Genomic DNA, 26,472 nt, shown 5'->3' on the forward strand with positions numbered 1-26,472 from the left:
TGAGTGCGCGGCCCCCCCTCTTCCCCCGCGATTCTCTATGATCCAGACTCCCTCCTCGCTTCGTATCGCGCTGGCTCAGCTCAACTTTAAGGTCGGGGATCTCGACCGCAACGTCGCGCGTATTCGTGACGAGGTGGAGCGCGCGCGCGCTGCCGGCGCCGATCTGCTGGTGACCTCGGAGCTGGCGCTCACGGGCTATCCGCCCCGCGACCTGCTTCATCATGACGCGTTCATCGACGCGCAGCTCAAGACCCTGGAAGCGCTGGCGAAGTTGAGCGACGACGATTTTGCGTTGATCGTCGGCTACGCCGATCGCAACCCTCATCCGAAAGGTCGACGCCTGGTCAACGCCGCGGCGTTTTGTGTGGGGGGACGGGTCAAAGAACGCGTCTTCAAACAACTGCTGCCCGAGTACGACGTCTTTGATGAGGCGCGTTATTTTGAGCCGGGCGGCCAGGCACCGATCTTCACGTTTAAGGGGGTGCGCCTGGGGGTGAGCATCTGCGAAGACGCCTGGGCCCGGGTCGAGCACCGGGAGCAGCCGCGCTATGCGGGCGATCCGGTGGGGGCGCTGGTGGTCAACGGGGCGCAGGTGCTGATCAACATCTCGGCCAGCCCCTTCGCCCGCGGCAAGCGCGCGATGCGGGAGGCGATGCTGGCCGAGCACGCCTCCCGTCACAAACGCCCGCTGATCTTTGTGAACCAGGTCGGTGCCACCGATGAGCTGATCTTTGAGGGGGCATCGGTGGCCATCGATGCCGAGGGTCGCATCGCCCACCGCCTCTCGGACTTTAGCTCGGCCTGCGAGATCGTGGAGGTCAACCCCTGCGGGGAGGTCGTGGGGCCTGCGGGGGGCTCGGCCTCGGTGCGCGATGCCATCGGGGAGCTGCGCGCGGCGTTGGTGCTGGGCACCCGTGACTACGTGCGAAAGTCGGGCTTTAAGCAGGTGCTGCTGGGGCTCTCAGGGGGCATCGACTCGGCGGTGACCGCCGTGATCGCCGCCGATGCGCTGGGCCCGGAGAACGTGCATGCGGTGGCGATGCCCTCGCGCTACTCCTCGCGCCATAGCCGCGATGACGCGCGCACCCTGGCCAACAACCTGGGCATTGAGTTCGATGAGATCGGCATCGAGCAGCCCTATTCTAGTTTTCTCGATGTGCTCACCCCGCATTTTAAAGGCCGCGACTTTGACGTGACCGAAGAGAACCTCCAGGCGCGCATCCGCGGGGTGTACCTGATGGGCCTGAGCAATAAGTTCGGCAAGCTCGTGCTCTCGTGCGGCAATAAGAGCGAGCTGGCCGTGGGATACTCGACCCTTTATGGCGATATGTGCGGGGCGCTCGCGGTGATCGGGGATGTGCCCAAGATGCAGGTCTACGCCCTGGCCGAGGAGTACAACCGCCTGGCGGGCTACGAGGTGGTGCCGCGCAGCATCATCGAGAAGGCACCGTCTGCGGAGCTTCGTCCCGATCAGCGCGATGAGGACAGCCTGCCGCCCTATCCGGTGCTCGACGCCATTGTGGATCGTTATGTCGAAGATCGGCAGAGCATCGCGGGCATCATCGAGGCGGGTTTTGAGCGTCGGGATGTGGAGCGGGTGGTCGGTCTGATTCAGCGCAATGAATACAAGCGCTGGCAATGCCCCCCGGTGCTCAAGGTCACGGCGAAGGCCTTTGGCTCGGGCTGGCGCTATCCGCTGGCGGCCAGCCACGGCTGAGCGGGCCGGTCGGGTGCGGTGGGGAGGGGAAAAGGATGCGTCACCGGGGTCGAGGTGGCCCGCGCGATCATGACTTTACGCGGGTCGAAGGTGAAGGGGGCCGGCAGATGTTTAGGTTCGCCCGGGGGTTCCGACGCCCTGAGCCGATGGTGATGTCGGGATGTGAGACGTTGCGAGCGGCAAGGGCATGGCGAGAGACGCAAAGGCGATGCTCTGGAGCCCGAGATGCGCTCCGCGCAGCAGACACGGCGTCAAGGGTAGCTTAAGGCGTAGGTACGATGCGTTTTCACGTGAAACACCACCTGTGGAGCGTTTTATGGAGAGCTGGCGGCGGTATCTGAGACATCTGGCACCACGGCCCGATGCGCAGCAGCCCTTTTATCCGGAGCGGGTTGAGCCGGAGGGGCAGGCGTTGCTGACGACGATGGATCTGTTGAGCGCGGCCTATGTGGGGGGGCGACTCATCGAAGCGCTGGCGCTTCGCGGGGGCACGAGGGTGCGGGCCGGGGCCGCCGGCGCCCTCTTGAAACGCGTAAGCCGCGCGTTACCCGAGGAGGTTGTCAACCACTGCGAAGCCGAGGCCGAACGCGCCTTGCTCTGGCTTCATGAGGCCGAAACCCTCCCGGAGCCCCCCTCCCCCCAACATCCCGAGCTCGACCTGATGCTCTCCAGCGATATTGAGAGCCGCCTGCAGGTCGCGCGCCGCGCGCTCAACGAGGGCCAGGGGCTGGAACTGGAGCGCTACGACGCCGAGGAGCACCGCTGGTATCGCCACCGCGCCACCCCGCTAGCACTCATCGACGCGAGCGCCGGTGATCTGCAGAGCGCGCTTCGCCTGCGCGATGAACGTGGCGACATTCTGGAGATTCCCCTCAAAGCTATCCGCTGGTTGATGCCCGTCTCGCCACTTAATACCGCAGATGAGGAGGCCAATGATGGGGCGAAGACCGGCGAACCATCGAAGGAAGGCGGGGAGCTTTTAAACTTTCCCTTCGGACGCAGCAAAGATCGCCCCACCCTCGTCGACGACCTCGGCGAAGCTCACCCGGAGGTCGACCGCGACACCCCGAACCTTCCAGACGAACGCGACTGATCCTTATGACCCACACACTCGCCGGATGAACCCGGCTGAGGCCCGTCGTTTCGATGAGAACATCCAGGGGGAGTGATGGGGATCACGGCTTGTTACACCCCCCTTCATTGCGATCGCCCGAACACCTGTGGGACTATGGCCCCGGGTTGGCCTCGTTACAACGGATGAGCCCGGTGGCTGACCAGAACCCTGAGCACTTCCCTTTTGAACGATCGGAGAGACCTCGTGCGTCGACGCCCTGCCCTTCTTTTCTTTCGATCGCCCTTAAACCACGGAAGCTGTGTAGGCCATGCCGGCGAGTCTGGTCTGCGCCGCGTGACGCTCCTTCTGCTGGTGGCCGCCGGTGTCTCGATGGGCTCGGCCTGCACCACCGGGGCCACCCGCACAGATGAGGTCGGCGTTCAGACGCCGACGAGCACCTTTGAGGCCGATCCGACGCTGATTCGCGTGCGCGACGGGGAGCTCGTCGATACCGAATCCCTCGACTCCCAGGAGGTGTTTGAGAACGCGTACCTCGACTTCCAGGCCCGGCGCTACGAAGACGCGCTGGAGAACTACCGCATCATCATCGACTATTTTGAAGAAAGTCGTTTCATTCTGCCCTCGCTCTACAACGCCGGGCTGGCCCTGGAGCATCTGGAGCAATGGGAGGACGCCGCCCTGCTCTACCGCCGCATCCTCGACGACTTCCCGGAGAGCGAAGAGTCGATCAACGCGAGCTTCCGTCTGGGTAAGTCGCTGCATGAGGCCGGCCGCTATGAGGAGGTCGTCGAGATCATGCTCGGCCTGGGGCTGCGGGATTTAAGTCATTTCGATACGGTCGAGGCGCACGTGCGTCGCGGCAACGCCCTTCTGGAACTTGAGCAGTGGGCCGAGGCCGAGGACGCCTTCCAGGCGGCGGTGGATCGGAACCAACGTGCCCCGGGCGATGAGAAGCTCCTGGAGAACAGCCACTTCATCGTGCAGGCCTACTTCGGGCTGGGAGAGAGCTTTCACGGGCGTATGGATCAGGTCAAACTCGTGCTCCCCACCGAGCGCATGACCGACGATCTCAACACCAAGGCCGACCTTCACCAGAGCGCCCAGGCCAACTACCTGCGCGCCCTGCGCCAGCACCACCCCTACTGGTCGGTGGCCGCCGGCTATAAGATCGGCCGGCTCTACCAGAATTTTTATCTGGATATCTTCTCCGCGGAGATCCCCGACGGGCTCAGCGAGGAGCAGATCACGCTCTATTTTGAGGAGCTGCGCGAGACGATCCGCGTGGTGATGGAGCGCGCACTCAGCGTGTACGAGCGCAACTTAGGGCTGGCGCGGCGCATCGTGCAGTCGCCGGATGCGGCGGCCTGGATCGACGCCACCGCCCTGCACCTGGAGCGGATGCGCGCCCTGCTCGACGACCCGATGGTGCACCGCCGCGCCGAGCAGATCGTGCTGGCCGGGGGCTCGCTGGAAGAGGAGCTCTTTAACATCCCGGCCTTTGCCAGCGAGCATGTGCGCCACGCGCTGGCAAAAGCGCGCGATGCGGCGCGGGAGGCCTCCCCTCCCGCCGTGGCCCTCCACGAGGCTGACCGGCACGTTGCTGACCGGCACGCTGCTGACCGGCACGCTGCTGACCGGCACGCTGCTGACCCATGGGTGCGCGCCCTGCCCTTGCCCCCCCGGACCGCGCTGCGGTACTAAGAGCCCGACATTAAGGCCCCGAAACGTTTTGACTTCGGGGCCTCCGACCAAACCCCTCGAGGGCGAAAGCGCGTCGTATCAACACCCCGATGTGGGTCCTGGCGCGCACGATACGTACCCACGCGAGGATCGCACTCTCCCCCCCTGATTGAAAAAAATGGAGGCCTTTTGAGCACCGTCGCGATTGATGCCTTTTTCGAAAAAAATCAGCAGCGTTTTCTCGATGAGCTCTTTGAGTTTCTGCGCATCCCCAGCATCTCCACCGACCCGGAGAACGCCGCTGACGTGCGTCGCTGCGCCGAGTGGCTGATCGCGCACCTCAAAGGCATCGGGCTTAACACCGTGGAGCTGCACGAGACTCCGGGCCACCCCATCGTCTACGCCGAGCATCTGACCCGGGACGATGCGCCCACGATCCTGATCTACGGTCACTACGACGTGCAGCCCCCCGATCCCCTGGAGCTGTGGACGACGCCCCCCTTTGAGCCGCAGGTGCGCGACGGCAAGATCTTTGCCCGCGGCGCCACCGACGATAAGGGCCAGCTCTTCTGCCATATCAAAGGGCTGGAGGCCTGGCTCTCGAGCGTGGGCGATCTGCCGGTGAACATCAAACTGCTGATCGAGGGCGAAGAAGAGGTCGGAAGCGTCAACCTCGACCACTGGATTGAGGCCAACCAGGAGCGCCTTTCGTGTGACGCGGTGGTGATCAGCGACTCCTCGATGTTTGCAGCCGGAAAACCCTCGATCACCTACGGGCTGCGCGGCCTGGCGTACCTGGAGATGACGGTCGAGGGCCCCGATCACGACCTGCACTCCGGTCTTTTTGGCGGGGCGATTCCCAACCCGATCAATGAGCTTGCGCGCATCATCGCAAACCTCCATGACGCGCAGGGTCGCGTGGCCATCCCGGGTTTTTATGACGATGTGATCGCGCTCACCGAGGAGGAGCGCGCCGATTTTGCCGCCCTTCCCTTCGACGAGGCCGGGTTTTTGGAAGAATCGGGCGCGGCCGGGCTCAGGGGTGAGGCCGGCTACACCACGCTGGAGCGTATCTGGGCCCGGCCCACGCTGGATTGCAACGGCATCTGGGGCGGCTTTACGGGCGTGGGTGCCAAGACGGTGCTGCCCTCCAAAGCTCATGCCAAGTTCAGCTGCCGCCTTGTGCCGGGCCAGGACCCGGACCGCATCGCCCAGCTGGCCGAAGACTTTGTGCGGGAGCTCGTCGATCCGGCGCTGCGCGTGAGTGTGAGCCCGCACCACGGGGGTAAACCGGTACTCACCGAGCGCGATGCACCCACGGTGCAGGCCGCCCTGCGCGCCCTGAGCCGGGTCTGGGGCACCGAGGCGGTGTTCACCCGCGGTGGAGGTTCCATTCCGGTGGTCGCGACCTTCTCGGAGATTCTGGGCGTGCCGACCGTGCTGATGGGTCTGGGCCTCTCGGATGACCGCCTGCACAGCCCCGACGAGAAGTTCGACGTGGAGAACTTCTATGCCGGCGTGCGCGCCAGCGCCTACCTTTTGGAAGAAGCCGCTCAGCCGGCGGAATGATGCGATGAGGTCGACTCTTTCGACGAAGCCGGTCACACTCCTGCGCCTTCGAGGGAACGCTCTGCTTTTGATGGCGTGGGCGTTGCTCGGAGCGCCGGGGTGTGAGCGGGCGCAGGAGGTCGATCCCGATGTGGCCCGTCGTCACGCCGAGCTCCGCGGCCGCGTGCGGGCCGATGATGTGCGCCGGGTGGCCGATGAACGCATCTTCTTGCACCCGAACTCCGAGCGACAGCGCGCCGCCCGCAAGGCTCAGCTGATGCTCGACGAGCTCATCGAGCGCGCACCACACACGCAAGAGGAGCGCCCGGACGCTGTGCCCGGCGAGTCCCCTGCCCTTGAGAGTACGGGGCGTGAGAGGAAGGAGGAGTAATGAAAATCTTTGCGATTCTGGGCAGCCTTTTTGGCATGCTCGCCGTGGTCACCGGGGCGTTTGGCGCGCACGCGCTGGCCGATAAGGTCGATGCCCGCATGCTGGAGATCTGGCAGACGGCGGCCCATTACCAGATTGTGCACGCCCTGGCGCTTTTTGCGGCGGCCTGGCTTGTGAGTCAGACCCAGTCCACCGCGGCGATCACCGCCGGGTGGTGCTTTACCGCCGGGATCCTGGTGTTCAGCGGCTCGTTGTACCTGATGGTCTTTACCGGCGCGCGCTGGCTGGGGGCGATCACGCCCATCGGCGGCACCGCGATGATTGTTGGATGGTTCTGCTGCATGCTCGCAGCTCTTAAACTGGGGAGTTGATCCCGTGGTTGATGCCGTGATGTTGGGTCAGCGTCTGCTGAACCTCGAAGATATCGAAGATGTCGTCTACCACCGAAAACCGGTGGAACTTGCCCCCGATGCGATCACACGCATTGATGAGGCCGCCGCCTTTGTGCGCCAGATGGCCGAGAGCGGTCAGGCGGTCTACGGGGTGACCACCGGCTTTGGCGCCAACCGCGACCGGGTGATTCGCCCCCAGGACGCCGAGCGCCTTCAGGAAAACCTGATCATGAGCCACGCCTGCGGCGTGGGCCCTGCCCTCGACGTCGATGTGGTGCGCGCGATGATGCTTCTGCGCATCAACGCCCTGGCTCAGGGAAACTCCGGGATCCGCACCTCCACGCTGAACCTGCTCATCGAGATGCTCAACCGCGGCGTGCACCCCATCGTCCCGGAGCTCGGGAGCGTGGGCGCCAGCGGTGACCTCTGCCCCCTGGCCCATATGTGCCTGCCGATGATCGGCCTTGGCGAGGTGCAAATCGAAGGGGTGACCTACACCGCCGAAGAAGGCATGAGCCGCGCCGGGCTGGAGCCGGTGCGCCTGACCTACAAAGAAGGCCTGGCGCTCCTTAACGGCACCCAGGCGATGACGGCGCTGGGCGTGGTCGTCGCCCTCTCCCTTCGCCCCCTTCTGGACTGCGCCGACGCCATCGGCGCGATGAGCCTGGAGGCCGTCGGCGGCCGCATGGAGGCGCTCGATCCGCGCATTCACGCCATTCGCCGCCGTCCCGGCCAGATGCTCAGCGCAGGCCACGTGCGCTACATGGTCGAAGGCAGCGAGCTTGCCGGTGCCTCTCCGGGCACCGTCGAGGGCAAGGTCGAGTATGTGCAGGATTCGTACTGCCTGCGCTGCATGCCCCAGGTCCACGGCGCCTGCCGCGACGTGCTCCACCACGTCATCAATGTGCTGATGACCGAGGCCAACGCCGTCACCGACAACCCGCTGGTCTTTGTGCCCGACGCCTTCCAGGACGGCGCGATCCTCTCCGGCGGTAACTTCCACGGCCAGCCCGTGGCCATGGCGCTCGATTACCTCAAGCTCGCCATCGCCGAGATCGGCTCCATCTCGGAGCGACGCAGCGCCAAGCTCACCGACAAATACTTCTCCGAGGGGCTTCCGGCCTTTCTGGTCAACGAGCCCGGGCTGAACTCCGGGATGATGATCCCGCAGTACGTCGCCGCCGCGCTCGTCTCCGAGAATAAGAGCCAGAGCCACCCGGCCAGCGTCGACTCCATTCCCACCAGCGCCAACATGGAAGACCACGTGTCGATGGGCATGCACGCCGGCCTCCACGCCTACCGCATCATGACCAACGTGGAGCGCGTGCTGGCCATCGAGTATCTGATCGCCGGCCAGGCCCTCGACCTGCGCGAGGGCTACCAGCTCGGAAAGCGCACCGGAAAAGCGCTGGAGAGCCTGCGCCAGAAGGTCAGCTTTATGAGCGAAGACCGCGTGCTCTACACCGACATCAACAACGCCACCGAGCTCATCCGACGCGGCATTCCCGCCGACTGTCTGGCCGATTACGAGACCGACCACGAAGCCATCCTCGCGGAGTAAGCGGGCTCGGCCAGTGCGGAGACGACGAAGGGCGATGCGCGACCGTGGGTCGTGCGTCGTCCTTTTTTTATGCTGAGAATCTGCGCCTGAGTGGCTGTTCTGGGTCGCCTGAGGTGCAGCTAAGGGGTCTGAGTCGTCGATTTACCTGAGTAAAAGAGGAGGTAAGGAGGCCGAGTCGTCGATTTACCCGAGTAAAAGTGGAGGTAAGGGGTCTGAGTAGCCCTTCTGTTGCGAACAGAAGTGGAGGTAAGGGGTCTGAGTGGGTGTTCTGTTGCGAACAGAAGCGCAGCTAAGGGGTCTGAGTGGGTGTTCTGTCGTGAACAGAAGTGGAGGTAAGGGGCCTGAGTAGCCCTTCTGTTGCGAACAGAAGTGGAGGTAAGGGGCCTGAGTAGCCCTTCTGTTGCGAACAGAAGCACAGCTAAGGGGTCTGAGTGGGTGTTCTGTCGTGAACAGAAGTGGAGGTAAGGGGTCTGAGTGGGCGTCCTCGCCGCTCCGACCTCCTTGCCAGCCCCCACCAGGCCCCCTTGAACGACCATTATTGATAAAATTCGTCGGGGAGCAGGGCGCGGCCCAGCGCGCTGAAGCCACGAGGATCTTCATCGGATGACGCCGGGGCGCTTTCGGGGTCGACGACCAGGGCGACGAGGTCGTCGTAGGTCTGGAAGGTGCGATCGGGCAGAAGCCCCAGGGTGTCGATGACACGTTGGGGAGCGCCGGCTTTACGCGCCTTATCGAGGAGCTCTCCGGTGTGGGCGGGGTACTCCACGTCGGCGATGTATTCGGTGACCTCGTTGAGGAGGCGATTGGTGGCGGGGTCGTTGGTCAGGCGTTCCATCATGGGTCTCCAGAGCGGGGTTCGGGAGAGGGCGTTTCCGACGAAGGGGGCGCATCATGCCAGCCGATGGTTCTTAATGAGCGGTCTTGTTGGGGAGACTGCTGCTGCCTTTGAAGATCGAGGTCGAGCTATGCGGCTCGTTCTCCGGGTCGAATTTGTAGCCCAGGAGCGCCTTTTTGAGTTCATCGGGGTTCTGGAAGGTGTGTTCCGGCAGATCGCTCAGTGCTTTGAGGGTGTGCTCGGAGGCGCCCTCGTTGCGGAACTGGCTCAAGATATCTTCGGTGTAGATGGGGTAGTCGACCCGGGCGATGAGCGCGTCGATCTCGTCGCGGCTGAGGCGAGTGACGGGGCGGTCGGCGTAGTGCATGGAAAGCCTCCTGGCGAGGGTGGGGGAAGAGGGTGGATCCATGCCAGAAACCTGCGCACGACCGGCCCGACACGAAACGATGGGGGCCGACCTTCTCAAAAACGCTGCTCTGCAGAGCGACCTGCAGAGCGACCTGCAGAGCGACCTGCACAACGACCTGCAGAGCGACCCACGGTCGCGTCGCAGAGCGACCCACGGTCGCGTCGCAGAGCGACCCACGGTCGCGTCGCAGAGCGACCCACGGTCGTGGATGGGGCGCATAAAAAAAGGGCGATGTTCGACCGAAGGTCGGACATCGCCCCGGGGTGGCGCGGTGATGAGGTAGGTGCGGGTCAACCTCAGGCCGCTCGCTCGCAGGTGATCGTCGCGCCGCATTCGGTGACGTCGTAGCAGGAGGCGTCGGTCGGGCAGCTCTCGACTTCGGCGTCGTCCGCCTCGCATTGGGGGAGGGCCGCGCACTCGTTGGGGATGTCCTGGCAGTAGATGGTGGAGCCGCAGAGGGTGTTTTCGTGGCAGGTGTCATCGCCTTCGTCGCAGCGTTCCACCACGTTTTGATCGGCGTTGCAGGCGGGCTCGGCGTCGCATAGGTGGTTATCTTCGACGCAGGCGCTCAAGGTGAGGGTCAAAAGAAGGGCCGCGCTCAGGCGGCGAAGGATCGAGAGGGTCATGGCAAGACTCGGGGGCAGGGGGCGCATTCGCGCTGCATGTGCATCCATTGGAGGACTGAACTGATAAGGCATGCGAAGAACGCGAATCAAGGGAAGCCCGCACAGGCCGAACCGAGGTGCCCGATTCGATGGACGCGCTTTGGAGCTCCCGGGTTGTATCGACGCGAATCTGCCTCAGCCCGAGGTCGCAAAAAGAGCGGTGCGCGCCTGGTTGAGGCCGGCCAGGGAGTGAATATCCCGGTTGAAGTAGGGCACTTGCAGGATCGGCATCGTTTTGGGCAGTCGATCGCCCATCAGCGCGATGCTGGAGGCGTCCTGGGAGGCGCGGAGCTCGAACTGGGAGGCGTTCTCCAGCAGAAGCGCGGCCAGGGCGCTGGCGTCGAGGGCCTCGTCGAGCGCGGGCAACGGGGGCGCTTCGAGTGCAGTGGCCAGCTCGGCGGGCGGCAGCGCCAGGGCCTCTTCGCTGACCCAGCGGGGGTGCACGCGGTTGACGATGAAGGCGTCGACGTGCAGGGCGTCGCGGTCGAGCTTTTCGTAAAAGTAGAGCGCTTCTTCGACCGTGAGGCTGTCGGGGGCGGTGACCACCACAAAGCCGGTGGCCGGGCTTTTGAGCAGGTCGATGACGCCGCGGGCGCGCTCCTCAAAGCCCTCAAAAAGCGAGGAGAAGGTTTTGAGGAAAACGCCCAGGTCGCTCAAAAGCTCGCCGCCGGTGAATTTGCCCAGGGTGCGCATCACGTAGTTCGTGCCGAGGGAGACGATCCCCATGCCGGAGCGCCCGGAGAGCACGCCGGGTTTGTAGAGCCACTGCAGGGCGCGGGAGCTCACGGCGTCGACCAGGCGCTCGGGGGCTTCGAGAAAGTCCAGCGCGTGGGTGGTCGGCGGGGTGTCGAGCACGATCAGGTCAAACTCACCCGACTCGACGAGCTCATGGAGGCGCTCGGAGGCGGCGTACTCCTGGGTGCCGGCCAGGCTGGTGGAGAAGTAATGGTAAAAACGGTTGTCGAGGATGGCGTCGCGGGTTTTGGCGTCGGGGGCGTGGCGCTGGACCAGGCGATCGAAGGAATCCTTCATATCGAGCATCATCGCCCAGAGCTCACCCTTTGGCTCAAGGCCCAGCTCTTTAAAACGCTCCAGCGGAATCTGCTGCATCTCGCTGCCCAGGGCCTCGATGCCCAAGGAGTTGGCCAGGCGGCGGGCGGGGTCGATGGTCATGACGAGGACGCGGCGGCCGCTGAGCGCGGCGTTGAGCCCGATGACGGCGCTGGAGGTGGTCTTGCCCACGCCGCCGGAGCCCACGCAGATGACGACCTGTCGCTCGGAGATCACGCGCTCGAAGTGTCGGGAGGCCTGGGCCTCATCGTCGGTGCGGGCCATGGAGGAATCCTTTAAAAAGGTCGCCAGAAGCGCTCAAACGTCGGCTAGGAAATCAGCCGGCGGAGCTTGAGGAGCGGTCGGCGGCGTCTTCGGCAGGGTTGGCAAGCGCGGGAAGCTCGCGGGAGAGGTGCTCGGCGATCTCGTCGATCGTGGCAAAGCTCATGCGGTCGTGGAAGTAGAAGGGCACCTCGACCATGGGCGCGTCGGCCTTCTCGCGCAGCAGATCGAGGTACTCCTGCTGCATGGCGACCCGGGCGTTGCGAAAACGCGCAGCTTCCAGAAAACCGGACGCCGGGTGGGCCTCGGCATGCTTGTCGCCCGCATCGGCGGCGGCCTGCAGGGCGGCGTGGGCCTCGTTGAGGTGGGCGACCTGAGCCTCGTCAAAGAGGGGACGGTAGACGGCGTTGGCCAGCACCACGCCGATGGGTACGCCCATCTCTTCGCGGACCACCCGGGCCAGCTCCAGGGTCTCGTTGACCGGCATGTCTTCGGCCAGGGTCACCAGGTTGATGGCCGTGCGCTCCGGGTCCTGCAAAAGATCGAGGATGCGCCGGGCCTCCTCGAACATCAGGCCGGATTTGACCAGGCTGGTGATCACCGAGGGGATTTTCAAAAAGAAAATACCGTGGCCGGTGGCCGGGGCGTCGACGATGATCTTATCCCATTTCGGGCGGCCGGCCTCGTCGGTCTCGTTGACGTGGTAGTAGGCCTTGCCCAGCATCACCAGCTCGTTGAGGCCGGGGATGACTTTGAGAAAGGAGCTGACGATGCGGTTCTCGAAGACGGCGCGGTAGACGAGCTTGATCTTGAGGATCATCAGCGCGTATTCGCGCATCGCCGCCGCCGGGGTGACGTTGACGGCGTAGAGGTTATCGTCGACCTCGCGGATCTCGTGGTCGACTTCACCGGCACCGAAGAGGGTGCTGATCTTGCCCTTGACGTTGAGCTCCATCAGCAGCGTGCGTTCGCCGCGTCGGGCGCAGCTGAGCGCGAAGGCCGCGGCCAGGGTGGTCTTGCCCACGCCGCCTTTGCCGCTGAAGAGGAAGAATCGCCGGTTGTAGAGGTCTGGGGAGGACACGTCGGGCTCACCGAGGAGGGGGGAGCAGCTGGGAGGGGCCCGGCCGGAGAAGCGCGCGATGCGCGGCCGGCGATGGGGCCCGCGAGGCAGGCGGAATCTAATCAGGAACGACCACAACCGCAAGGCCCTGAGCGTCAGGCAAAGCGGGCGGTTGACCCTTGCTTCTGGGCGATGGAACGAAGCGGCGCTGGAGCTTGTTCCGCACCCGACCTATAAGGCGGCGAGCGCCCGCCATGGAGGATTCTTTCAAGGAGGGGCCGGAGGCTCGGTCCGCCGAGATATCAACACGATGACGATGAGCGTGAGGCGTAAGGATGGCGATATCGCAACAGATTCAGGCGAATTTTGAGGCGCGGGGCGCGGTGGTTGGCGAGGCGGGCCGGGTTCGTTTTGTGGGGCAGGAGGGCGCAGACGATCAGGTGGGCGTCGAGGCGGTGCTCGAAGAGGGGTTGGGCTGGGTGGCCCGAAGCCCGCGCGAGACGCTGACGATTGCGGGCGATGACGCCATTCCCTGGTTGCAGGGCCTTGTGACCAGCGATCTGATGGGGCTGGTTGAGGAGGGTAGAGGCCAGCGCACGACCTGGGTCAGCCATACCGGCCGCTTTGTGGGGGAGGCGCGTCTTATGCACTTCCCCGAGATGCTTCTGGTGGATCTGGAGCCGGGCACGCTGGCCGGCGGGCTGATGAGTCACCTGCGTCGCCATATTATTCTGGAAAAGGTCACCCTCAACGATCGAAGCGCCGAGACCTTTGTGCTGGGGCTCTACGGCCGGGGCGCAGCTCAGGTGCTGGGGCAGAGCGGAACGTGGGCGCATCGCATGGCACCCGGGAGCCTGACGATGTTCGGAGGCACCTGGGGTCAGATCGCCGGCTGCGGCGTGGTGGTGCAGCGGGTGCCCTGGTCGCCGGAGGAGGCCTATGAGCTGCGTCTGGATCCGGCGGAGGTGCTCAAGGTGATGGCCGCGGTGGAAGAGGTCGTGGGCCGCCGGCTTTCGATGTGCGGGGAGGCCGGCTTTGAGCGGCTGCGCCTGACCGCCGGGGTGCCGCGCTTCGGGGTGGAGCTGCACGAGAAGGTGATTCCGCTGGAGGCGGGCTTTGAAGACGCCATCGCCTACGATAAGGGCTGCTATCTGGGGCAGGAGATCATCGCGCGCCTGGATACGCGCGGCACCCCGGCGAAGATGCTGCGCGGGGTGCGTTTGAAGGCCAGCAGGGCGCCGGAGGTCGGAGCGAAGGTGGAGGCGCTCATCGATGGCACGTGGTCCCAGAAGGGTGAGCTTGTCAGCGTGGCCCGCGATGGGGGTGGGGCGTTGTACCGGGGGCTGGTCTTTATGAAACGTGGGGCGTATGAGGTGGGGCAGACCATCCGCATCGGTGAGCTCGAGGGTGAGCTTGAGGCCCTTTTATCACTGCCCGGCGCGTAGTAGCGTGCACGGGATTCTGCGCCCGCTGAGGATGGGCGCAGCGCGGAGTGTTCCGAACGACATCGAACCTTTTACGAGTGCAGACGCGATGGCAAAACTGACGGTCGATGAGGCCACGCTCAAGCAATTTGATGGAGTGGTCCCGCGCCACGTGGCCGTGATCATGGACGGCAACGGGCGCTGGGCCGTGCAGCGGGGAATGGCGCGTATTCGCGGCCACCATGAGGGGGCGAACGCGGTGCGACGGGTCGTGGAGAGCTGCCGCTACCTGGGCGTGGAGATTCTGACGCTCTACGCGTTCAGCTCCCAGAACTGGGGGCGGCCGCGCGATGAGGTCAGCGGGCTGATGACGCTCTTCGACCTCTACATCAAAAAAGAGCGCAAGCGCCTGCTGAAGAACGGCATTCGTATGCAGGTGATCGGCGACCGTGAGCGTCTCTCCCCGAAGTTGCAAAAAGCCATCGAGGACTTGGAGGCGCATAGCGCCGAGAATACCGGGATGATCCTGCAGGTGGCGGTGAGCTACGGCGGACGCGAAGAGATCACCCAGGCCGCGCGCAACATCGCGCGGGACGCCGTCGCCGGAAAGCTCGATGTTGACGCCATCGATGAAGACACGATCAGCCGGTACCTCTACACCCGGGGACGCCTCGATCCGGATCTCGTGATCCGCACCAGCGGGGAGTGCCGGGTCTCGAACTTTTTGTTGTGGCAGATCGCCTACAGCGAGCTCTTCATCACCGAGACGCTCTGGCCGGATTTTGATGAGGCGAAGTTGATCGAGGCGTTTGAGGATTACAGCCGACGCCAGCGGCGCTTCGGTCAGACCGGGGCGCAGATCGAGGACGATGGCGAGGATGCGGAAGGGGCCGACGGCCCTGATACCAGCGTGAGCGAGGAATGAGATGAGCGCGTTTTTTGATCTTTTCGAAAAACCCGGAGGTTCGGGGGCCGTCGAGGCACCGGCGGTGGCATTGACGATCGCCGGAAGCGACAGCGGTGGGGGCGCCGGCATCCAGGCCGATTTGAAGACCTTTGCGGCCTGCGGGGTCTTTGGCACCAGCGTGCTCACGCTGCTCACGGCCCAGAACACCGTGGGGGTGAGCTCGGTGGAGATGGTCTCGGAGGCGATGGTGCGCGCGCAGCTCGACGCGGTGCTGGGCGATCTCAAACCCACCGCGGCCAAGACCGGGGCGCTGGGCAGCGAGGCGATGATCGGATGCGTGGTCGAATACCTCGAAGATCATCCGATGGAGCGCCTGGTGGTCGATCCGGTGATGATCTCCAAGCATGGCGAGCCTCTGATGCCGCCCTCGGCCTTTGTGGCTCTGCGGGAGAAGATGTTGCGCCATGCGCTGATCGTGACTCCCAACCGCTTTGAAGCCGGGCACTTAAGCGGCATGAACGAGGTGGAGAGCCTGCAGGATATGAAGGAGGCCGCCAAACGCCTGCACGGCGCCGGCGCGAAGAACGTGGTGATCAAGGGCGGGCATTTTGATCGCATCGTGCGCGATGTGTTCTATGACGGCTCGGGCTTTGTGGAGTTCGGGGCGGACCGGGTCGACTCGGGTCGGTTGCACGGCTCGGGGTGCACGTTCTCGGCGGCGATCTGTGCGCGTCTCTCCCGGGGGGATGCTCTGGTGGATGCGGTGGCCTTTGCCCGCGAATTTATCAGCGAGGCGATCGAGAAGGCGCCGAAGCTCGGCGAGGGCATCTCGCCGGTGAATCCGATGCACGGAGTGTGGCGGTGAGCAGCAAGATAAGGTCGGTTGGCAGTGGCGAGTTGGCCGCGCGGCTGACATTGGGGGAGGTGGCCAGCTGGGCCAACGGGAGGCTCGACGGGGGGGATGCGGAGCGCGAGATCAGCGAAGTTGTGGTGGACTCGCGGCGCCTTCTGGCCGCGGGCGCGCTTTTTGTGGCGCTGGAGGGCCCCCGTTTTGACGGGCACGCCTACGTGCGTCAGGCGCTGGAGTCGGGGGCGGGCGCGGCGCTTGTGCATCATGGCCGGCGCGAAGAGTTCGGAGAGGGGGCGCTGATTCGGGTGGCGGATACGCGGGCGGCGCTGCAGGCGATCGCGGCGGCCTGGCGGGCGAAGTTCGATATTCCGGTGGTGGCCATCACCGGCTCCAACGGCAAAACCATCGTCAAAGATATGCTGGCGAGCATGCTGGCCCGCGGTCATACGGTGCATGCGAGCCCGGGGAGCTACAACTCCCAGGTGGGGGTGCCGCTGACATTGCTGGGCATACGTCCGGTGCATGATGTGGTGCTCGTCGAGGTGGGCATCAGCCAGCGCGGGGAGATGGCCCGGCAGGTGGCGATGGTGCAGCCAACGCACGGGATTCTGACGAATATTGGCTCGGCGCATGCCGCCGGTCTGGGCGACGGACGAGGCATTGCCGAAGAAAAGATGCGGCTTTTCGAGGGTTTGGAGGCCGGCCGTCTGGTGGTGTTGCGGGAGGTTTTCGAGGCGTTTTCGGATCTGTTTCACGTGAAACCGCACCTGGTGGACGTGGGGATGGAGGGGGATGGGCAGGTCGATCCGGCGCTTTCAGGTGCGTTTGAGGAAAACGATGAAGCGGGGGAGACGGCGCTCTCGGAGCTCGATGGTGCGGGTGGGCTGGAGGGTGTAGCTCCGGGGGCGACGCGCCGGGCCGGTGAGACGGACGAGGAAGCTCAGGGGCGCATCGAAGCGGGCGGTGGGCCCGAGGCTCAGAGCGTGGCTCGTCGGGTGCAGGCGCTGGCGTCGGGCTGGCGTTTTGAGCTGGCGCTGGCGGAGAAGGGCAGCCGGGAGGTACGCCTGCGGGTGCCCGGAGCGCATAATGTGCAGAACGCCGCGGTGGCTGCGGCGATGGCCGGGAACCTGGGCGCTTCGATGAACGAGGTGGTGGGCGGGCTGGAGCGATTTGAGCTCAGCGAGATGCGCCTGCAGATGCATACGACCAGCGGGGGCGTAACGCTGATCAACGATGCGTACAACGCCGATCCGTCGAGTGCGCGCGCGGCCCTGGAGGTGCTCCGCAACTTCTCGGCCGGGCAGCGCAGCGTGGCGATCCTGGGCGATATGCTCGACCTGGGAGCCCGTGCTGAAGAGGCCCATCGGGAGCTCGGAAGGACGGTGGCGCGCCACCAGATCGACACCCTTTATCTGCTCGGAGAGCTCGCAAAGTTCATCGGTGAGGGGGCGGTGGAGGCGGGGATGGACCCGGAGCGCATCCACCAGGCCGCGGGGCTGGAGGCGCTCAACCGCGTGCTGGAAGAGCGGCTGATGGCCGGTGATGTGGTGCTCTTTAAGGCCAGCCGCACCATCGGGCTCGACCGCGCGGCGCGCCATCTTCTGGAGAGCGTGGCGCCTACGCGCCTCGCGATCGATCTGGGGGCGATCCGCGATAATTACCATGCCCTCAGCCGTCATCTGGGCGACGAGGTGGGGGTGATGGCCGTGGTCAAGAGTTTTGGCTACGGCAATGACGCCACCCGCGTCTCGCAGCTCCTGGCGCGGCAGGGGGTGCGCGCGCTGGCGGTGGCCTACCCGGATGAGGCGATCCCGCTGAGGCGGCGCGGAATTCGCCTGCCCATTCTGGTGACCAATGTGCAGGCGGCCGAGGCCGATAAGATCGTCAAATACGACCTCACCGCGTTGATCTATGCGCTTCCGGTGGCTCGCGCGCTGCAAATGCAGGCGCGCCGGGCCGGCAGGGAGGTCGATGTGCATCTGGAGGTCGACAGCGGCATGCGCCGGGTGGGGCTTCTCCCGGAGGATGCGGTGGCGTTTGGCAAAAAGGTCGCCGGGATGGGCGGGTTGCGCATCGGCGGGGTGATGACGCACCTGGCAGCTGCCGATGATCCGGCCGAGGACGCGTTTACCCACCGACAGCTCGATGCGTTTGACGGGGTGCTCGCAGGCTTACGCGCCGCCGGGGTGCCGACCGGGGTGGTGCATGCGGCGAACACGGCTGCGGCCTGGCGTCATGAGCGCGCGCGCTACTCGATGGTGCGCGTGGGGCTGGGGCTTTACGGCCTGCATCCCTCGGAGGCGGTGGGCGATGTGGCCAGCGGGGTACGCCCGGCGCTGCGCTTTACGACGCGGATTCTGCATCTTCAGCAGGTGGAAGCGGGCGATACGGTGGGCTACGGGCGCACCTGGCGCTGCGAGGGGCAGGCGCGTCGATTGGCGACGATCGCGGTGGGGTATAACGATGGTTTTCCGCGCTTTTTGTCCAATGGCGGCGAGGTGATGGTGGGAGGTACGCGCTGCCCGGTGGTGGGCAATGTGTGCATGGACGTGGCGATGATCGACGTGACGGACGCCGGCCCGGTGCAGGTGGGCGATGAGGTGCTGCTCTTCGGGGAGGCGACGCCCGGGGGCCCCGCGATCGCGGTGGAAGAGTGGGCGGAGCGGGGCCATACCATCTCCTATGAGCTGCTCTGTCGTATTTCACCTCGGGTACGTCGGATCTTTTTGACCGAGTAAGTCTTCGGTGACTTACGACGCCGCTCTGGCGGTGCCAAACGTTCAAAACGTACTCGCCGCACCCCGCAGCGGTGCGCAGTTTTGAGGCAGGTCCGAAAAAGATGGGGGCACGTGCCGATGTCGCCAGCGTCCGAATTCCGGCGCTCAGCGCCGCATACTGCTCCAGGAACGCCGCTGGCTGGCTTGTTGGGTAATTGTGCTTATGTTAACTTCAAACGGTAGGCCCGTAGAACAACCAACCCTTGAGGAGGTCATCATTCGCCGGAGCAACCATAACGACAGCACGAACGCGGGACATCGCGTCAACCACTCCATTCGCACATCTGAGGTTCGGGTGATTTCGCCCGATGGCGAGCAGCTGGGGATCATGCATCCCAACGAGGCTCGCGATAAGGCCAAAGAATACGGCCTGGATCTGGTGGAGGTTGCGCCCAACTCTCGCCCGCCGGTCTGCCGCATCATGGATTTTGGTAAGTACCAGTATGATCAGTCCAAGAAGGCGGCCGCATCGCGCTCCACGCGTGTGCAGCTCAAGACCGTGCAGTTGCGTCCGAATACCGACGAGCACGACATGGACGTGAAGTTGCGTCGCGCCAAGAAGTTTTTGGAGGGCGGCAACCAGGTTCGATTTGTCATGCGAATGCGAGGCCGCGAGCGCGCCTACACCCAGCGCTGGGTGGAACATCTTGGCGAGCTGCTGGCAGATTTTTCTGAGAACTACGAGACGCCCATCAACGTGGTATCGTCTCCGCGCGGAGAAGGCTGGAGGATCCATGCGATCGTCGAGCCTGCTTCGACCTCATAAGGGTCAGGAAACCTGCGGCGATGCGCGCCTCCATCGATGGCGCGCTTGCGAGCAGGTGCGAGAGATGTTCGGTGTTGAGCACCGGGTGGTTTCGAGCAAAAGATCCGGCGATCGCGAGGCGATCGTCGGATCTTTTTTTGGCGAAATTTGCCGGGGTGGCGGCGTTGCCCCAGATCGAAGCCCGACGTATGATGCGAGCGCATCTGTCGGCGAACGATAAAGAGGCAACCCACAGGCGTTGATAACGTGATGGATCAGCGAGCAGCAATCGACACATTGAGGGAGCGTTTCGAGGCGCTCTCTGAGCCCGAAAGCGCCCATAGCGAAGGCAGCGCGAAGATCGCGCAGGGGCTGGCCGACATCATTGGCGAGCTTGATGATGAAGGTGCCGACGCCACCCGACTCGATGTGATCGTGCGCGGGCTTTCGGGGTTGGCTGACTTTCTGAGCGCACGCCAGGCAGCCACGACCCGGACGCCGACCAGGCCCAAAGCATCGAGTGGCGCCGCCGCCGGGCTGGAGCAGTTTGTGGAGGCCTTTCAGCAGGAGGCCAGCCGTCGGCTCACCGGCCTGTCGATCGCGATGATGGGGATCTTCAGCGAGCACGGTTCCGAAGAAGCCTTGCAGCAGTCGACCTCGCACCTGCATGCGATCCGCGGCGGTGCGGCGATGTTGGGGCTTAAGCCCGTGGCCGAAGTCACCGGGACGATGGAGCAGGTGCTCGTGGCGATGCGTAAAGTGGAGCCGGCCAAACGCGCCTGGCCCACCAAGACCTTGCTGCGAGGTTATGCGCTGATCGAGGACGCCGCCCGCGAAAAGGGGGCGCGTATCGATGAGGTGCAGTCCGACGAGATCGTGCAGGAGCTTCGCAAGACCCTCGGTGAGCTCGGGCAGACCCGTCAGGCCGGGGAGACGAAGAGCGGTGCGGCGGTGCTCGTGCCGGCGAAGAGAGCAGTCCTGCCAGGCGCGGCGGAGACGGCACCCGGGGCGGACGCTAAAGCTGAGGAGATTCCTGAGATTCCGGCCGAAGTCGAGGGCGTCGCCGAGATCACCGATGTGGAAGACGGCCCGGCTCCCGAGGTGCTGGAGCAGCGGATTCTGGTGGTCGACGATATCCCCACCATCGCAGCGAGTGTGGGCTTTTTGCTCTCGGATCTGGAGGTGCCCATCGACATCGCCGAGAACGGCGAAGAGGCGCTGCAGATGTTGCAGGAGCAGGCCTATTCGCTGGTGATTTCTGATGTGGATATGCCGCGGATGGATGGGGTGGCGCTGACCCGAATGGTGCGCTCGACGCCTGGGCTTGACCATATCCCGGTGATCTTGCTCACGAGCCTGGATCACCCGGAGCAGCGAGAGACCGGTTTGAAAGCCGGGGCGATTGATTACCTGATCAAGGGCTCCATTGGAGGCGGTGAGCTGGTGAATCGCGTGCAGGAGATCCTCACCGTGGCACCCTATGTGGAGCGTCAGGAGACGGTGCGCAAGCAGCGGATTCTGGTGGCGGAAGACACCGAGACGGTGGCCGCCTCCATCGCGTTTGTGCTCTCGGAGGGGCCCTACGATATTGTGCTGGCGACCGACGGCAAAGACGCGCTCTCGCGGATCAAGCAGGCCGATTACGACCTGTTGATCACCGATATGCAGATGCCTTATATGAGCGGCACCGAACTTGTGCGCGCGGTGCGCGGGCTGGGCACCTTTGATGCGCTGCCGATCGTGATGCTCACAAGTGTTCAAGATGAAGAGGAGATCGCGCAGGCGGTCTCAGCCGGGGTGAATCGCTATTTGATTAAGGGCGAGATCGCCGGCGGGAAGTTACTCAACCTGGTGGAAGAGCTGCTGGCCGCCGATCGCGAAGCGCTCGGTGTTTAAGCGGCGGTGAGGCCAGAGGAAAGGGATTCATGGCGCGGGTATTGATCGTTGAAGACAGTCCGTTGATCGTTCAGATGCTCACGATGGTGTGCCAGGGGGCGGGCCATGAGGTGGTGGCGTGTGAGCGTTTTGGGGAAGTCGCTCCGGTGGCAGGGCAGGGCTTTGATGTGGTGATCACGGATCTGAATCTGCCGGAAGTCCCGGGCGACGATACGGTGCGCGCGTTGCGCGCGATTGAAGGGCTTGCGAGTCTTCCGGTGATCATTGTGTCGGGGCGGCCGCGTGCTGAGCTTGAGCAGATCGCTGCGGAGCGCGGGGCGCAGGGGGCGTTGTCCAAGGATGACGGCATGCCGGTGATCGCTGCGGAGCTTCCGCCGATGATCGCAAATCTGATCGGCTGATCGCGGCCGACACTTCATGAAGCGACAAAAGGGGCGGGGCAGCATCGCAAGAGAGCCAGCGCGCGCTTCGCGCGCGGATCGTCGCGCGGCACCAACCGGCAGAGCTCGGTGATGGCGTGGCGCGCGGCGTCGGGCTCAGCGCAGATGACCTGCACTTCGGCCAGGGCAAGCCAGGTTTGGGGGCGACGCTCGCCATGACGCGTCGCCTGGGTCAGCGCCTGAGCCGCATCACTCAACCTTCCTCGCCGACGCAACGATTCGCCGAGGTAGTACCAGGCCGGACCGTCGGTGGCGTCGAGGCTGAGCAGACCGCGGGTGAGGGCTTCGCTTTTATGGAGATGGCCGCGTTCCAGATGCCAGTAGGCAAGCTGCAGGATGGCGCAGCGGGCGCTTGAAGTGAGGGTGGGTGAGGGGGTCATGGGTGTCCCGGGTGTGAGTGCGACTTGGTGTCGCGCAGGCTGTAGACGTGGCGCAGGATCTCGGCCACCGGCTCAAAGAAGGCTTCGGGGATTTCGGTGTCTTCGCCCAGCTCTACCAGCGCCCGGGCCAGCGAGATGTTTTGAACCACGGGGATGTTGTGGCGGTAGGCTGCGCGTTTGATGATCTGAGCGGTCACCCCGCGGCCGCAGGCCACGATGGTGGGCGCGCGCATCGCGTTCTGGTCGTAGCTGATGGCCACGGCCACGTGGGTGGGGTTAACGACGACGGCGTCTGCGTCGCGAACGCGTGCCAGGCCGTTGCCGGCGGTGAGCTCACGATGAAGTTGTTTGCGTTTGCCCTTGAGCTGGCCGTCGCCGTCGCTCTCTTTGTGTTCGCGTTTGATCTCGTGTTTGGCCATGCGCAGTCCTTTGGTGAAGTTGTAGCGCTGCAGGAGAAGATCGCAGATGCCAAAGACGACCAGGCCGGCGACCAGGTGGGTGGTGAGTTCGAAGGTGGCGTGAGAGAGGGCACCGAGAGCCCCGAGCAGCGAGCCGCCCGGGGCGCGGGAGACCGGTGGCAGCCAGTCGCCCAGGATGCCGTAGCCGACAAAGCCCATCAGGCTGAGCTTGAGGAGATTTTTGATAAGTTCGACGACGCGCTCTTTGGAGACGAGCCTTTTTGCACCCTGGATCGGGTCGAGCCGTTGGGGATCGGGAATCAGGGGCTTGATCACCAGCATCGCGCCGACCTGCAGGTAGGTGGCCAGGGCGGCTGCAACGAAAGCCGCGCCGAGCACCGGTGCGAGCGCGCGGGCCATGCTTTGCAGGGCCTCCCAGAGAAGGGGGCCGATGTGGGTGGTATCGAGGTCGGGGCGCGTGGCCAGCTCGATCGCGCGTGCGCTTAATGCGGCGAGTTCCAGGGCGATGATCGGCAGCGTCAGGGTGAGGGTGGCCAGGGCGATGAGCATCACCGCGACGCCTGTAAACTCCTGAGATTTAGCGACTTTTCCGTCTTTTCGGGCGTCGCGTAGTTTTTTGGGAGTGGGTTGTTCGGTCTTTTCGCTCACGGATTGCCTCCCGTCATGGCGGGGAGCGCGTTCAGGAGCGCGAGGTCGTCGAGGGCGCGGTCCATGAAGAGATCGAGGAGGACGTCGAGGCCCAGGAGCATGACCGCCACGGCGATGGCGGCTTTAAGAGGCATGCCCAGAAAGAAGACGTTGATCTGAGGCGCGGACTTGTTGACCAGTGCCAGGAAGACGTTGACGAGCAATATGGCGGCGATGACCGGGAAGGCCATGAGCACGCCCAGCGCGATGGCCTCCACGCTTAAGCGCAGGATGAGGTCGGCAGTCTCGGCAAACATCGCCGCACCTTCGCCCACCGGCGCTGGCAGCAGAGTTTGGGGGGGCAGGCGCTCAAAACTTCTGGCCAGGCCCCATAAAAAGATGCGGTGGCCGCCCAGGGTGAAGAAGGTGACGATGCTCAGCTGCAAAAGGAAGTTTGTGCTGGGGGAGACGCGCTCGGGGATCTGGGGAGCGAGGCTCGTGGCCTGGGTGAGCCCGGCGTTGTTGTCGATAAGCTGGCCGGCGACTTTGATGGCCTCAAAGCTCAATGAGGCGACAAAGGCCAGGGTAAAGCCCACGAGCACCTCTTTGAGCAGAAGCACGGTGAGCAGCGCGCTGCTCTCGGGGAGTTCGGTACCTGCGCCCTGCATCCAGACGGTGGGGAAGATCAGTGTGCCGAGCGCGATCGCGAGCCCGAGCTTGACCGTCTGCGGGGTGGCCTTGCCGCCGAAGTAGGGCACGATCTGCACGATGGGGATCAGGCGCGCGGCGATGAGCGCGGCCAGAGCCACGGCCTCAAAAGCCATCGTCTGAAGGGCGGTGTTTTGTAAAAAGGCGGAGAGCTCGCTCATGGCGCGTCTCGGGCTTCAGGGCCGCTTAGAAGTAGTTGGGAAAACCCTCGAAGAGCGCGTGGGTAAAGCGCACGAGCTGACTTCCGATCCAGGGTCCGGCGATGGCCAGGCTGGCGAAGACGGCGATGAGTTTGGGGACAAAGGTCAGGGTCTGCTCCTGGATCTGGGTGGTGGCCTGCACCACGCTCACCGCCAGGCCCACGCCCATGCTGGCAATCAGCGGGGGGGCGGAGGTCAGGAGCACAAGCCAAAGGCCCTCGCGGGCCACCTGGAGGATGTAATCTTCCACGCGAAACTCCGGGGGTGAGGGGCGTCAGACGTAGCCGAGGATCAGGCCCTTAACGACGAGGTACCAGCCGTCGACGAGCACGAAGAGCAAGAGCTTAAAGGGCAGGCTCACCGTGGTGGGGCTGAGCATGTGCATCCCTAAGCTGAGCAGGATGTTGGCCACCACCAGATCGACGATGATGAAGGGCACAAAGAGGATAAATCCGATGGTGAAAGCCTCTTTGAGCTCGGTGATGACAAAGGCGGGGACGACGACCAGCAGATCCTCTGCGGCGACGTTTTTATGTTGTTCGGGGGGGCGAAGCTCGATGGCGAGTTCGTGCAGGAGCAGGCGATCTTCGGGGTCGGCGTGGCGCATCAAAAAGGCGCGAAGCGGTGCGGCGCCAGCCTGCGAAGCCTCCTCAATACTGCTGAAATTCACCTGGAGATCGCCGCGCTCATACGCGTCGATGTGAGGGCGGAGCTCGGTGAAGATGTCGTGGCCCACCGGCGCCATGATGTAGATGCTCAAGAGGATCGCCAGGCCGGTGATCACCGTGTTGGGCGGGACCTGCTGGGCGCCGATGGCGGTGCGCAGAATCGAGAGCACCACGGCGACTTTGACAAAGCTCGTGACCAGGATCAGCGCGAAGGGCAAGAGCGCCATGCCGGCCAGCAGTGCGGTGAGCGCGAGTGGGCTTCCGCCGCTCGGTGAGAGCGGTTGGGCCAGAGGCTCGGCGCTGGCAAGGGTGGGCGCAAGCAGGGAGAGCGCAGCGATGATGGGGGCGATAAAACGAAGAGACACGAGGAGCTCCGCGGGCTCGGGTCGTCTGAGGTCAGTCAGGCTGTGTCTCTTATTGTCGTGGGGCGCGCGGAGGTTTTGCGTGGGCAGGCGTTTTTTTCGATCTTTTTTGATCAGGTCAGCGCCCGGGGTGGGCGTTGCTCGGCGAGTTGAACTCGTTGATTTCCGCCTGCGAAGCGGGGATCAGGGCATCGCGATCGAGGCCATTGAGGTTGGTGTCGGCGGCGATCACGTCGGGCGCGTGGGAGGCGTCGGTCGGGATCTCCACCCCGGGGGAGGGGGATGCGGTTGAGGTGGCGACGTTGTTGCGCCAGGGCGCAGGGTCGAGCTTACCAACCGGGTGGATGCCCTGCTCGGTGCTGGCCAGAAGCCAGTACTCGCCGGCTGTGCGCACGACGAGCAGGGAGCGGCGCGGCTCAATGAGCTGGCGCTCCAGGACTTCGATGCGGCCAGGCTCTGCGGGCTGGCGCTGGCCGAGGTGCCTGGCGAGCAGGCGCAGCGCGGCGTAGGCCAGCGCGAGCACCGCAGCGAGCACGATGAGCGTGCGAAGGATCAACCATCCATACGCCATGGGGAGCTCTCCCTGAAGGGGTCAACTTCGATGAAGTGGAAGGGAGAGGATGGCATAGGTGGCGGTCGGAGCGCCAGAGGGGGAGAAGCCCCTGGCTCACTCCTCGGCGATCTCCTGGCTCGACACCAGGGCAAAGATCGCGTCGCGCAGCTCCCCGGCCTGTTGCAAAAGCTCGGCCTGCTCCTCGGGTTCCATCTGGTCGAGGGCTTTTTCGACCTCGTTGAGGGCGCGTTTGAGGTGTTTGAGGGGGTTAGGCGCCGGGGTTTCGCGCAGGTGCTCAGGCACGGCCTCTTTGAACTCTTTGCGCAGCTCGCGGGCGTTGCGTTCGCCGCGTAGCGCGGAGTCCTTGAGCTCCATGTAGGTTTCTTGAGGGACGCGTTCGTCGGCGACCTCCCGGTAGCCTTTGGCCATCACCGAGACGGTGTCGATGTCGGGCATGACGCGGGCGGGCTGGTCGGGCTGGCGGTTTTTGGGAAGATACTCGGGGGCTTCTTCGGCCAGCCAGCTGTAGCCTTCGAGGAGTTTTCGGGCGGTGGCGCGGCTGATGTCGAGCTCGGTGGCGCAGTAGGCAAAGACGGTGCGGTAGCCCCATTCTTTAAACGCGTCGTTGTCGACGATTTCGCTCAAAAACTCGGCCAGGTCGACCCAGACGGAGCGAAACTCCACCGAGCCTTTGAGCGCCTGGTAGCGCAGGTCGCTCTCATCGAGGGTATCGAGCATGGCCTTGAGGCGGCCTTCGAGCGTTTCTTTATCCAGTCCTTCACTCATCGTGCACTCCGGGGGTTCGAGGTCTGTTGTCGGGGGTGGGTTTACCGAAAGTTTGGTGGGTGTGC

General features: G+C 64.5%; 26 protein-coding genes. 14 read left to right on the forward strand and 12 right to left on the reverse strand.

The features are described 5' to 3' along the window. Positions 1 to 37 precede the first annotated feature (37 nt). From EA187_RS08940 to hutH, 7 genes are all read left to right on the forward strand, one after another. Positions 38 to 1,717 carry an NAD+ synthase gene (locus EA187_RS08940; RefSeq protein WP_127780030.1) on the forward strand — a complete coding sequence of 560 codons (1,680 nt, stop codon included), beginning with the start codon at positions 38 to 40 and terminating at the stop codon, positions 1,715 to 1,717. A 316-nt stretch (positions 1,718 to 2,033) separates the two neighbouring features. Next, positions 2,034 to 2,810 carry a hypothetical protein gene (locus tag EA187_RS08945; RefSeq protein WP_127780031.1) on the forward strand — a complete coding sequence of 259 codons (777 nt, stop codon included), beginning with the start codon at positions 2,034 to 2,036 and terminating at the stop codon, positions 2,808 to 2,810. Positions 2,811 to 3,035: 225 nt separating this feature from the next. After that, a complete protein-coding gene (locus EA187_RS08950) occupies positions 3,036 to 4,493 on the forward strand; it encodes a tetratricopeptide repeat protein (RefSeq protein ID WP_127780032.1) in 1,458 nt (485 codons plus the stop codon). A 168-nt stretch (positions 4,494 to 4,661) separates the two neighbouring features. After that, a complete protein-coding gene (locus EA187_RS08955; protein WP_206524229.1) occupies positions 4,662 to 6,041 on the forward strand; it encodes a dipeptidase in 1,380 nt (459 codons plus the stop codon). 4 nt (positions 6,042 to 6,045) lie between these two features. After that, positions 6,046 to 6,411: a hypothetical protein gene (locus EA187_RS08960; RefSeq protein WP_127780033.1), complete on the forward strand. Its 366-nt coding sequence runs from the start codon at positions 6,046 to 6,048 to the stop codon at positions 6,409 to 6,411. After that, a complete protein-coding gene (locus EA187_RS08965; protein ID WP_115605935.1) occupies positions 6,411 to 6,782 on the forward strand; it encodes a DUF423 domain-containing protein in 372 nt (123 codons plus the stop codon). Before EA187_RS08960 ends, EA187_RS08965 begins: the two co-directional genes overlap by 1 nt. Positions 6,783 to 6,801: 19 nt before the next feature. Beyond that, positions 6,802 to 8,364 carry a histidine ammonia-lyase gene (gene hutH, locus EA187_RS08970; protein ID WP_127780074.1) on the forward strand — a complete coding sequence of 521 codons (1,563 nt, stop codon included), beginning with the start codon at positions 6,802 to 6,804 and terminating at the stop codon, positions 8,362 to 8,364. Positions 8,365 to 8,899: 535 nt separating this feature from the next. Here hutH and EA187_RS08975 read toward each other — a convergent pair. From EA187_RS08975 to EA187_RS08995, 5 genes are all read right to left on the reverse strand, one after another. Next, positions 8,900 to 9,202, reverse strand: a complete 303-nt coding sequence (locus EA187_RS08975; RefSeq protein WP_115605931.1) for a DUF2795 domain-containing protein — start codon at positions 9,200 to 9,202, stop codon at positions 8,900 to 8,902. Between the two features lie 70 nt (positions 9,203 to 9,272). Beyond that, positions 9,273 to 9,566 carry a DUF2795 domain-containing protein gene (locus EA187_RS08980; protein ID WP_164856142.1) on the reverse strand — a complete coding sequence of 98 codons (294 nt, stop codon included), beginning with the start codon at positions 9,564 to 9,566 and terminating at the stop codon, positions 9,273 to 9,275. A 338-nt stretch (positions 9,567 to 9,904) separates the two neighbouring features. After that, positions 9,905 to 10,234 carry a hypothetical protein gene (locus EA187_RS08985; RefSeq protein ID WP_127780034.1) on the reverse strand — a complete coding sequence of 110 codons (330 nt, stop codon included), beginning with the start codon at positions 10,232 to 10,234 and terminating at the stop codon, positions 9,905 to 9,907. 174 nt (positions 10,235 to 10,408) lie between these two features. Continuing rightward, on the reverse strand, positions 10,409 to 11,608 hold the full coding sequence (locus EA187_RS08990; protein ID WP_115605925.1) for an ArsA family ATPase: 1,200 nt from the start codon (positions 11,606 to 11,608) through the stop codon (positions 10,409 to 10,411). 52 nt (positions 11,609 to 11,660) lie between these two features. After that, the gene (locus EA187_RS08995; protein ID WP_164856143.1) at positions 11,661 to 12,686 is read right to left on the reverse strand and encodes an ArsA family ATPase; all 1,026 of its coding nucleotides are present in this window, start codon (positions 12,684 to 12,686) and stop codon (positions 11,661 to 11,663) included. A 314-nt stretch (positions 12,687 to 13,000) separates the two neighbouring features. Between EA187_RS08995 and ygfZ the strand changes: the two genes are divergently transcribed. The 7 genes from ygfZ to EA187_RS09030 all read left to right on the forward strand — a co-directional run bounded on the left by ygfZ (position 13,001) and on the right by EA187_RS09030 (position 21,665). Beyond that, the gene (ygfZ, locus tag EA187_RS09000) at positions 13,001 to 14,110 is read left to right on the forward strand and encodes a CAF17-like 4Fe-4S cluster assembly/insertion protein YgfZ (protein ID WP_127780036.1); all 1,110 of its coding nucleotides are present in this window, start codon (positions 13,001 to 13,003) and stop codon (positions 14,108 to 14,110) included. 88 nt (positions 14,111 to 14,198) lie between these two features. Then, a complete protein-coding gene (gene uppS / locus EA187_RS09005; RefSeq protein ID WP_127780037.1) occupies positions 14,199 to 15,014 on the forward strand; it encodes an undecaprenyl pyrophosphate synthase in 816 nt (271 codons plus the stop codon). Between the two features lies 1 nt (position 15,015). Further along, complete coding sequence (gene thiD / locus EA187_RS09010; RefSeq protein WP_127780038.1) at positions 15,016 to 15,861, forward strand: bifunctional hydroxymethylpyrimidine kinase/phosphomethylpyrimidine kinase; 846 nt, start codon at positions 15,016 to 15,018, stop codon at positions 15,859 to 15,861. After that, positions 15,858 to 18,584: an alanine racemase gene (gene alr, locus EA187_RS09015; protein ID WP_164856144.1), complete on the forward strand. Its 2,727-nt coding sequence runs from the start codon at positions 15,858 to 15,860 to the stop codon at positions 18,582 to 18,584. The genes thiD and alr overlap by 4 nt, the downstream gene beginning before the upstream one ends. 202 nt (positions 18,585 to 18,786) lie before the next feature. Next, complete coding sequence (gene infC, locus EA187_RS09020) at positions 18,787 to 19,389, forward strand: translation initiation factor IF-3 (protein ID WP_127780040.1); 603 nt, start codon at positions 18,787 to 18,789, stop codon at positions 19,387 to 19,389. Positions 19,390 to 19,638: 249 nt separating this feature from the next. Then, positions 19,639 to 21,264, forward strand: a complete 1,626-nt coding sequence (locus EA187_RS09025; RefSeq protein ID WP_115605911.1) for a response regulator — start codon at positions 19,639 to 19,641, stop codon at positions 21,262 to 21,264. 29 nt (positions 21,265 to 21,293) lie between these two features. Next, positions 21,294 to 21,665: a response regulator gene (locus EA187_RS09030; protein ID WP_115605909.1), complete on the forward strand. Its 372-nt coding sequence runs from the start codon at positions 21,294 to 21,296 to the stop codon at positions 21,663 to 21,665. Between the two features lie 14 nt (positions 21,666 to 21,679). Here EA187_RS09030 and EA187_RS09035 read toward each other — a convergent pair whose 3' ends face one another. The 7 genes from EA187_RS09035 to EA187_RS09065 all read right to left on the reverse strand — a co-directional run bounded on the left by EA187_RS09035 (position 21,680) and on the right by EA187_RS09065 (position 26,407). After that, positions 21,680 to 22,084, reverse strand: a complete 405-nt coding sequence (locus EA187_RS09035; RefSeq protein WP_127780041.1) for a tetratricopeptide repeat protein — start codon at positions 22,082 to 22,084, stop codon at positions 21,680 to 21,682. Beyond that, on the reverse strand, positions 22,081 to 23,151 hold the full coding sequence (locus EA187_RS09040) for an EscU/YscU/HrcU family type III secretion system export apparatus switch protein (RefSeq protein WP_127780042.1): 1,071 nt from the start codon (positions 23,149 to 23,151) through the stop codon (positions 22,081 to 22,083). Before EA187_RS09040 ends, EA187_RS09035 begins: the two co-directional genes overlap by 4 nt. Next, positions 23,148 to 23,999: a flagellar biosynthetic protein FliR gene (locus EA187_RS09045; RefSeq protein WP_127780043.1), complete on the reverse strand. Its 852-nt coding sequence runs from the start codon at positions 23,997 to 23,999 to the stop codon at positions 23,148 to 23,150. The genes EA187_RS09040 and EA187_RS09045 overlap by 4 nt, the downstream gene beginning before the upstream one ends. Positions 24,000 to 24,024: 25 nt before the next feature. Then, positions 24,025 to 24,288: a flagellar biosynthesis protein FliQ gene (gene fliQ / locus EA187_RS09050; protein WP_127780044.1), complete on the reverse strand. Its 264-nt coding sequence runs from the start codon at positions 24,286 to 24,288 to the stop codon at positions 24,025 to 24,027. Between the two features lie 24 nt (positions 24,289 to 24,312). Further along, on the reverse strand, positions 24,313 to 25,071 hold the full coding sequence (gene sctR / locus EA187_RS09055; RefSeq protein ID WP_127780045.1) for a type III secretion system export apparatus subunit SctR: 759 nt from the start codon (positions 25,069 to 25,071) through the stop codon (positions 24,313 to 24,315). A gap of 115 nt (positions 25,072 to 25,186) precedes the next feature. Beyond that, positions 25,187 to 25,639 carry a flagellar biosynthetic protein FliO gene (locus EA187_RS09060; RefSeq protein ID WP_127780046.1) on the reverse strand — a complete coding sequence of 151 codons (453 nt, stop codon included), beginning with the start codon at positions 25,637 to 25,639 and terminating at the stop codon, positions 25,187 to 25,189. Positions 25,640 to 25,735: 96 nt separating this feature from the next. After that, positions 25,736 to 26,407, reverse strand: a complete 672-nt coding sequence (locus EA187_RS09065; RefSeq protein ID WP_115605896.1) for a hypothetical protein — start codon at positions 26,405 to 26,407, stop codon at positions 25,736 to 25,738. Positions 26,408 to 26,472: the final 65 nt, after the last annotated feature.

It is taken from the genome of Lujinxingia sediminis (assembly GCF_004005565.1).
GTDB lineage: Bacteria > Myxococcota_A > Bradymonadia > Bradymonadales > Bradymonadaceae > Lujinxingia > Lujinxingia sediminis.

Bases quoted from the DNA above. Each gene is read 5' to 3' on its own strand.
- EA187_RS08940 (WP_127780030.1), top strand. From the start codon at position 38: ATGATCCAGACTCCCTCCTCGCTTCGTATCGCGCTGGCTCAGCTCAAC.
- thiD (WP_127780038.1), top strand. From the start codon at position 15,016: ATGAGCGCGTTTTTTGATCTTTTCGAAAAACCCGGAGGTTCGGGGGCC.
- hutH (WP_127780074.1), top strand. From the start codon at position 6,802: ATGTTGGGTCAGCGTCTGCTGAACCTCGAAGATATCGAAGATGTCGTC.
- EA187_RS08980 (WP_164856142.1), bottom strand. From the start codon at position 9,566: ATGCACTACGCCGACCGCCCCGTCACTCGCCTCAGCCGCGACGAGATC.
- EA187_RS08990 (WP_115605925.1), bottom strand. From the start codon at position 11,608: ATGGCCCGCACCGACGATGAGGCCCAGGCCTCCCGACACTTCGAGCGC.
- infC (WP_127780040.1), top strand. From the start codon at position 18,787: ATGTTAACTTCAAACGGTAGGCCCGTAGAACAACCAACCCTTGAGGAG.
- ygfZ (WP_127780036.1), top strand. From the start codon at position 13,001: ATGGCGATATCGCAACAGATTCAGGCGAATTTTGAGGCGCGGGGCGCG.
- EA187_RS09065 (WP_115605896.1), bottom strand. From the start codon at position 26,407: ATGAGTGAAGGACTGGATAAAGAAACGCTCGAAGGCCGCCTCAAGGCC.
- EA187_RS09030 (WP_115605909.1), top strand. From the start codon at position 21,294: ATGGCGCGGGTATTGATCGTTGAAGACAGTCCGTTGATCGTTCAGATG.
- EA187_RS09045 (WP_127780043.1), bottom strand. From the start codon at position 23,999: ATGAGCGAGCTCTCCGCCTTTTTACAAAACACCGCCCTTCAGACGATG.
- EA187_RS08945 (WP_127780031.1), top strand. From the start codon at position 2,034: ATGGAGAGCTGGCGGCGGTATCTGAGACATCTGGCACCACGGCCCGAT.
- EA187_RS08960 (WP_127780033.1), top strand. From the start codon at position 6,046: ATGAGGTCGACTCTTTCGACGAAGCCGGTCACACTCCTGCGCCTTCGA.
- EA187_RS08965 (WP_115605935.1), top strand. From the start codon at position 6,411: ATGAAAATCTTTGCGATTCTGGGCAGCCTTTTTGGCATGCTCGCCGTG.
- EA187_RS09025 (WP_115605911.1), top strand. From the start codon at position 19,639: ATGGATCAGCGAGCAGCAATCGACACATTGAGGGAGCGTTTCGAGGCG.
- EA187_RS08975 (WP_115605931.1), bottom strand. From the start codon at position 9,202: ATGATGGAACGCCTGACCAACGACCCCGCCACCAATCGCCTCCTCAAC.
- EA187_RS08985 (WP_127780034.1), bottom strand. From the start codon at position 10,234: ATGACCCTCTCGATCCTTCGCCGCCTGAGCGCGGCCCTTCTTTTGACC.
- uppS (WP_127780037.1), top strand. From the start codon at position 14,199: ATGGCAAAACTGACGGTCGATGAGGCCACGCTCAAGCAATTTGATGGA.
- EA187_RS09035 (WP_127780041.1), bottom strand. From the start codon at position 22,084: ATGACCCCCTCACCCACCCTCACTTCAAGCGCCCGCTGCGCCATCCTG.
- EA187_RS09060 (WP_127780046.1), bottom strand. From the start codon at position 25,639: ATGGCGTATGGATGGTTGATCCTTCGCACGCTCATCGTGCTCGCTGCG.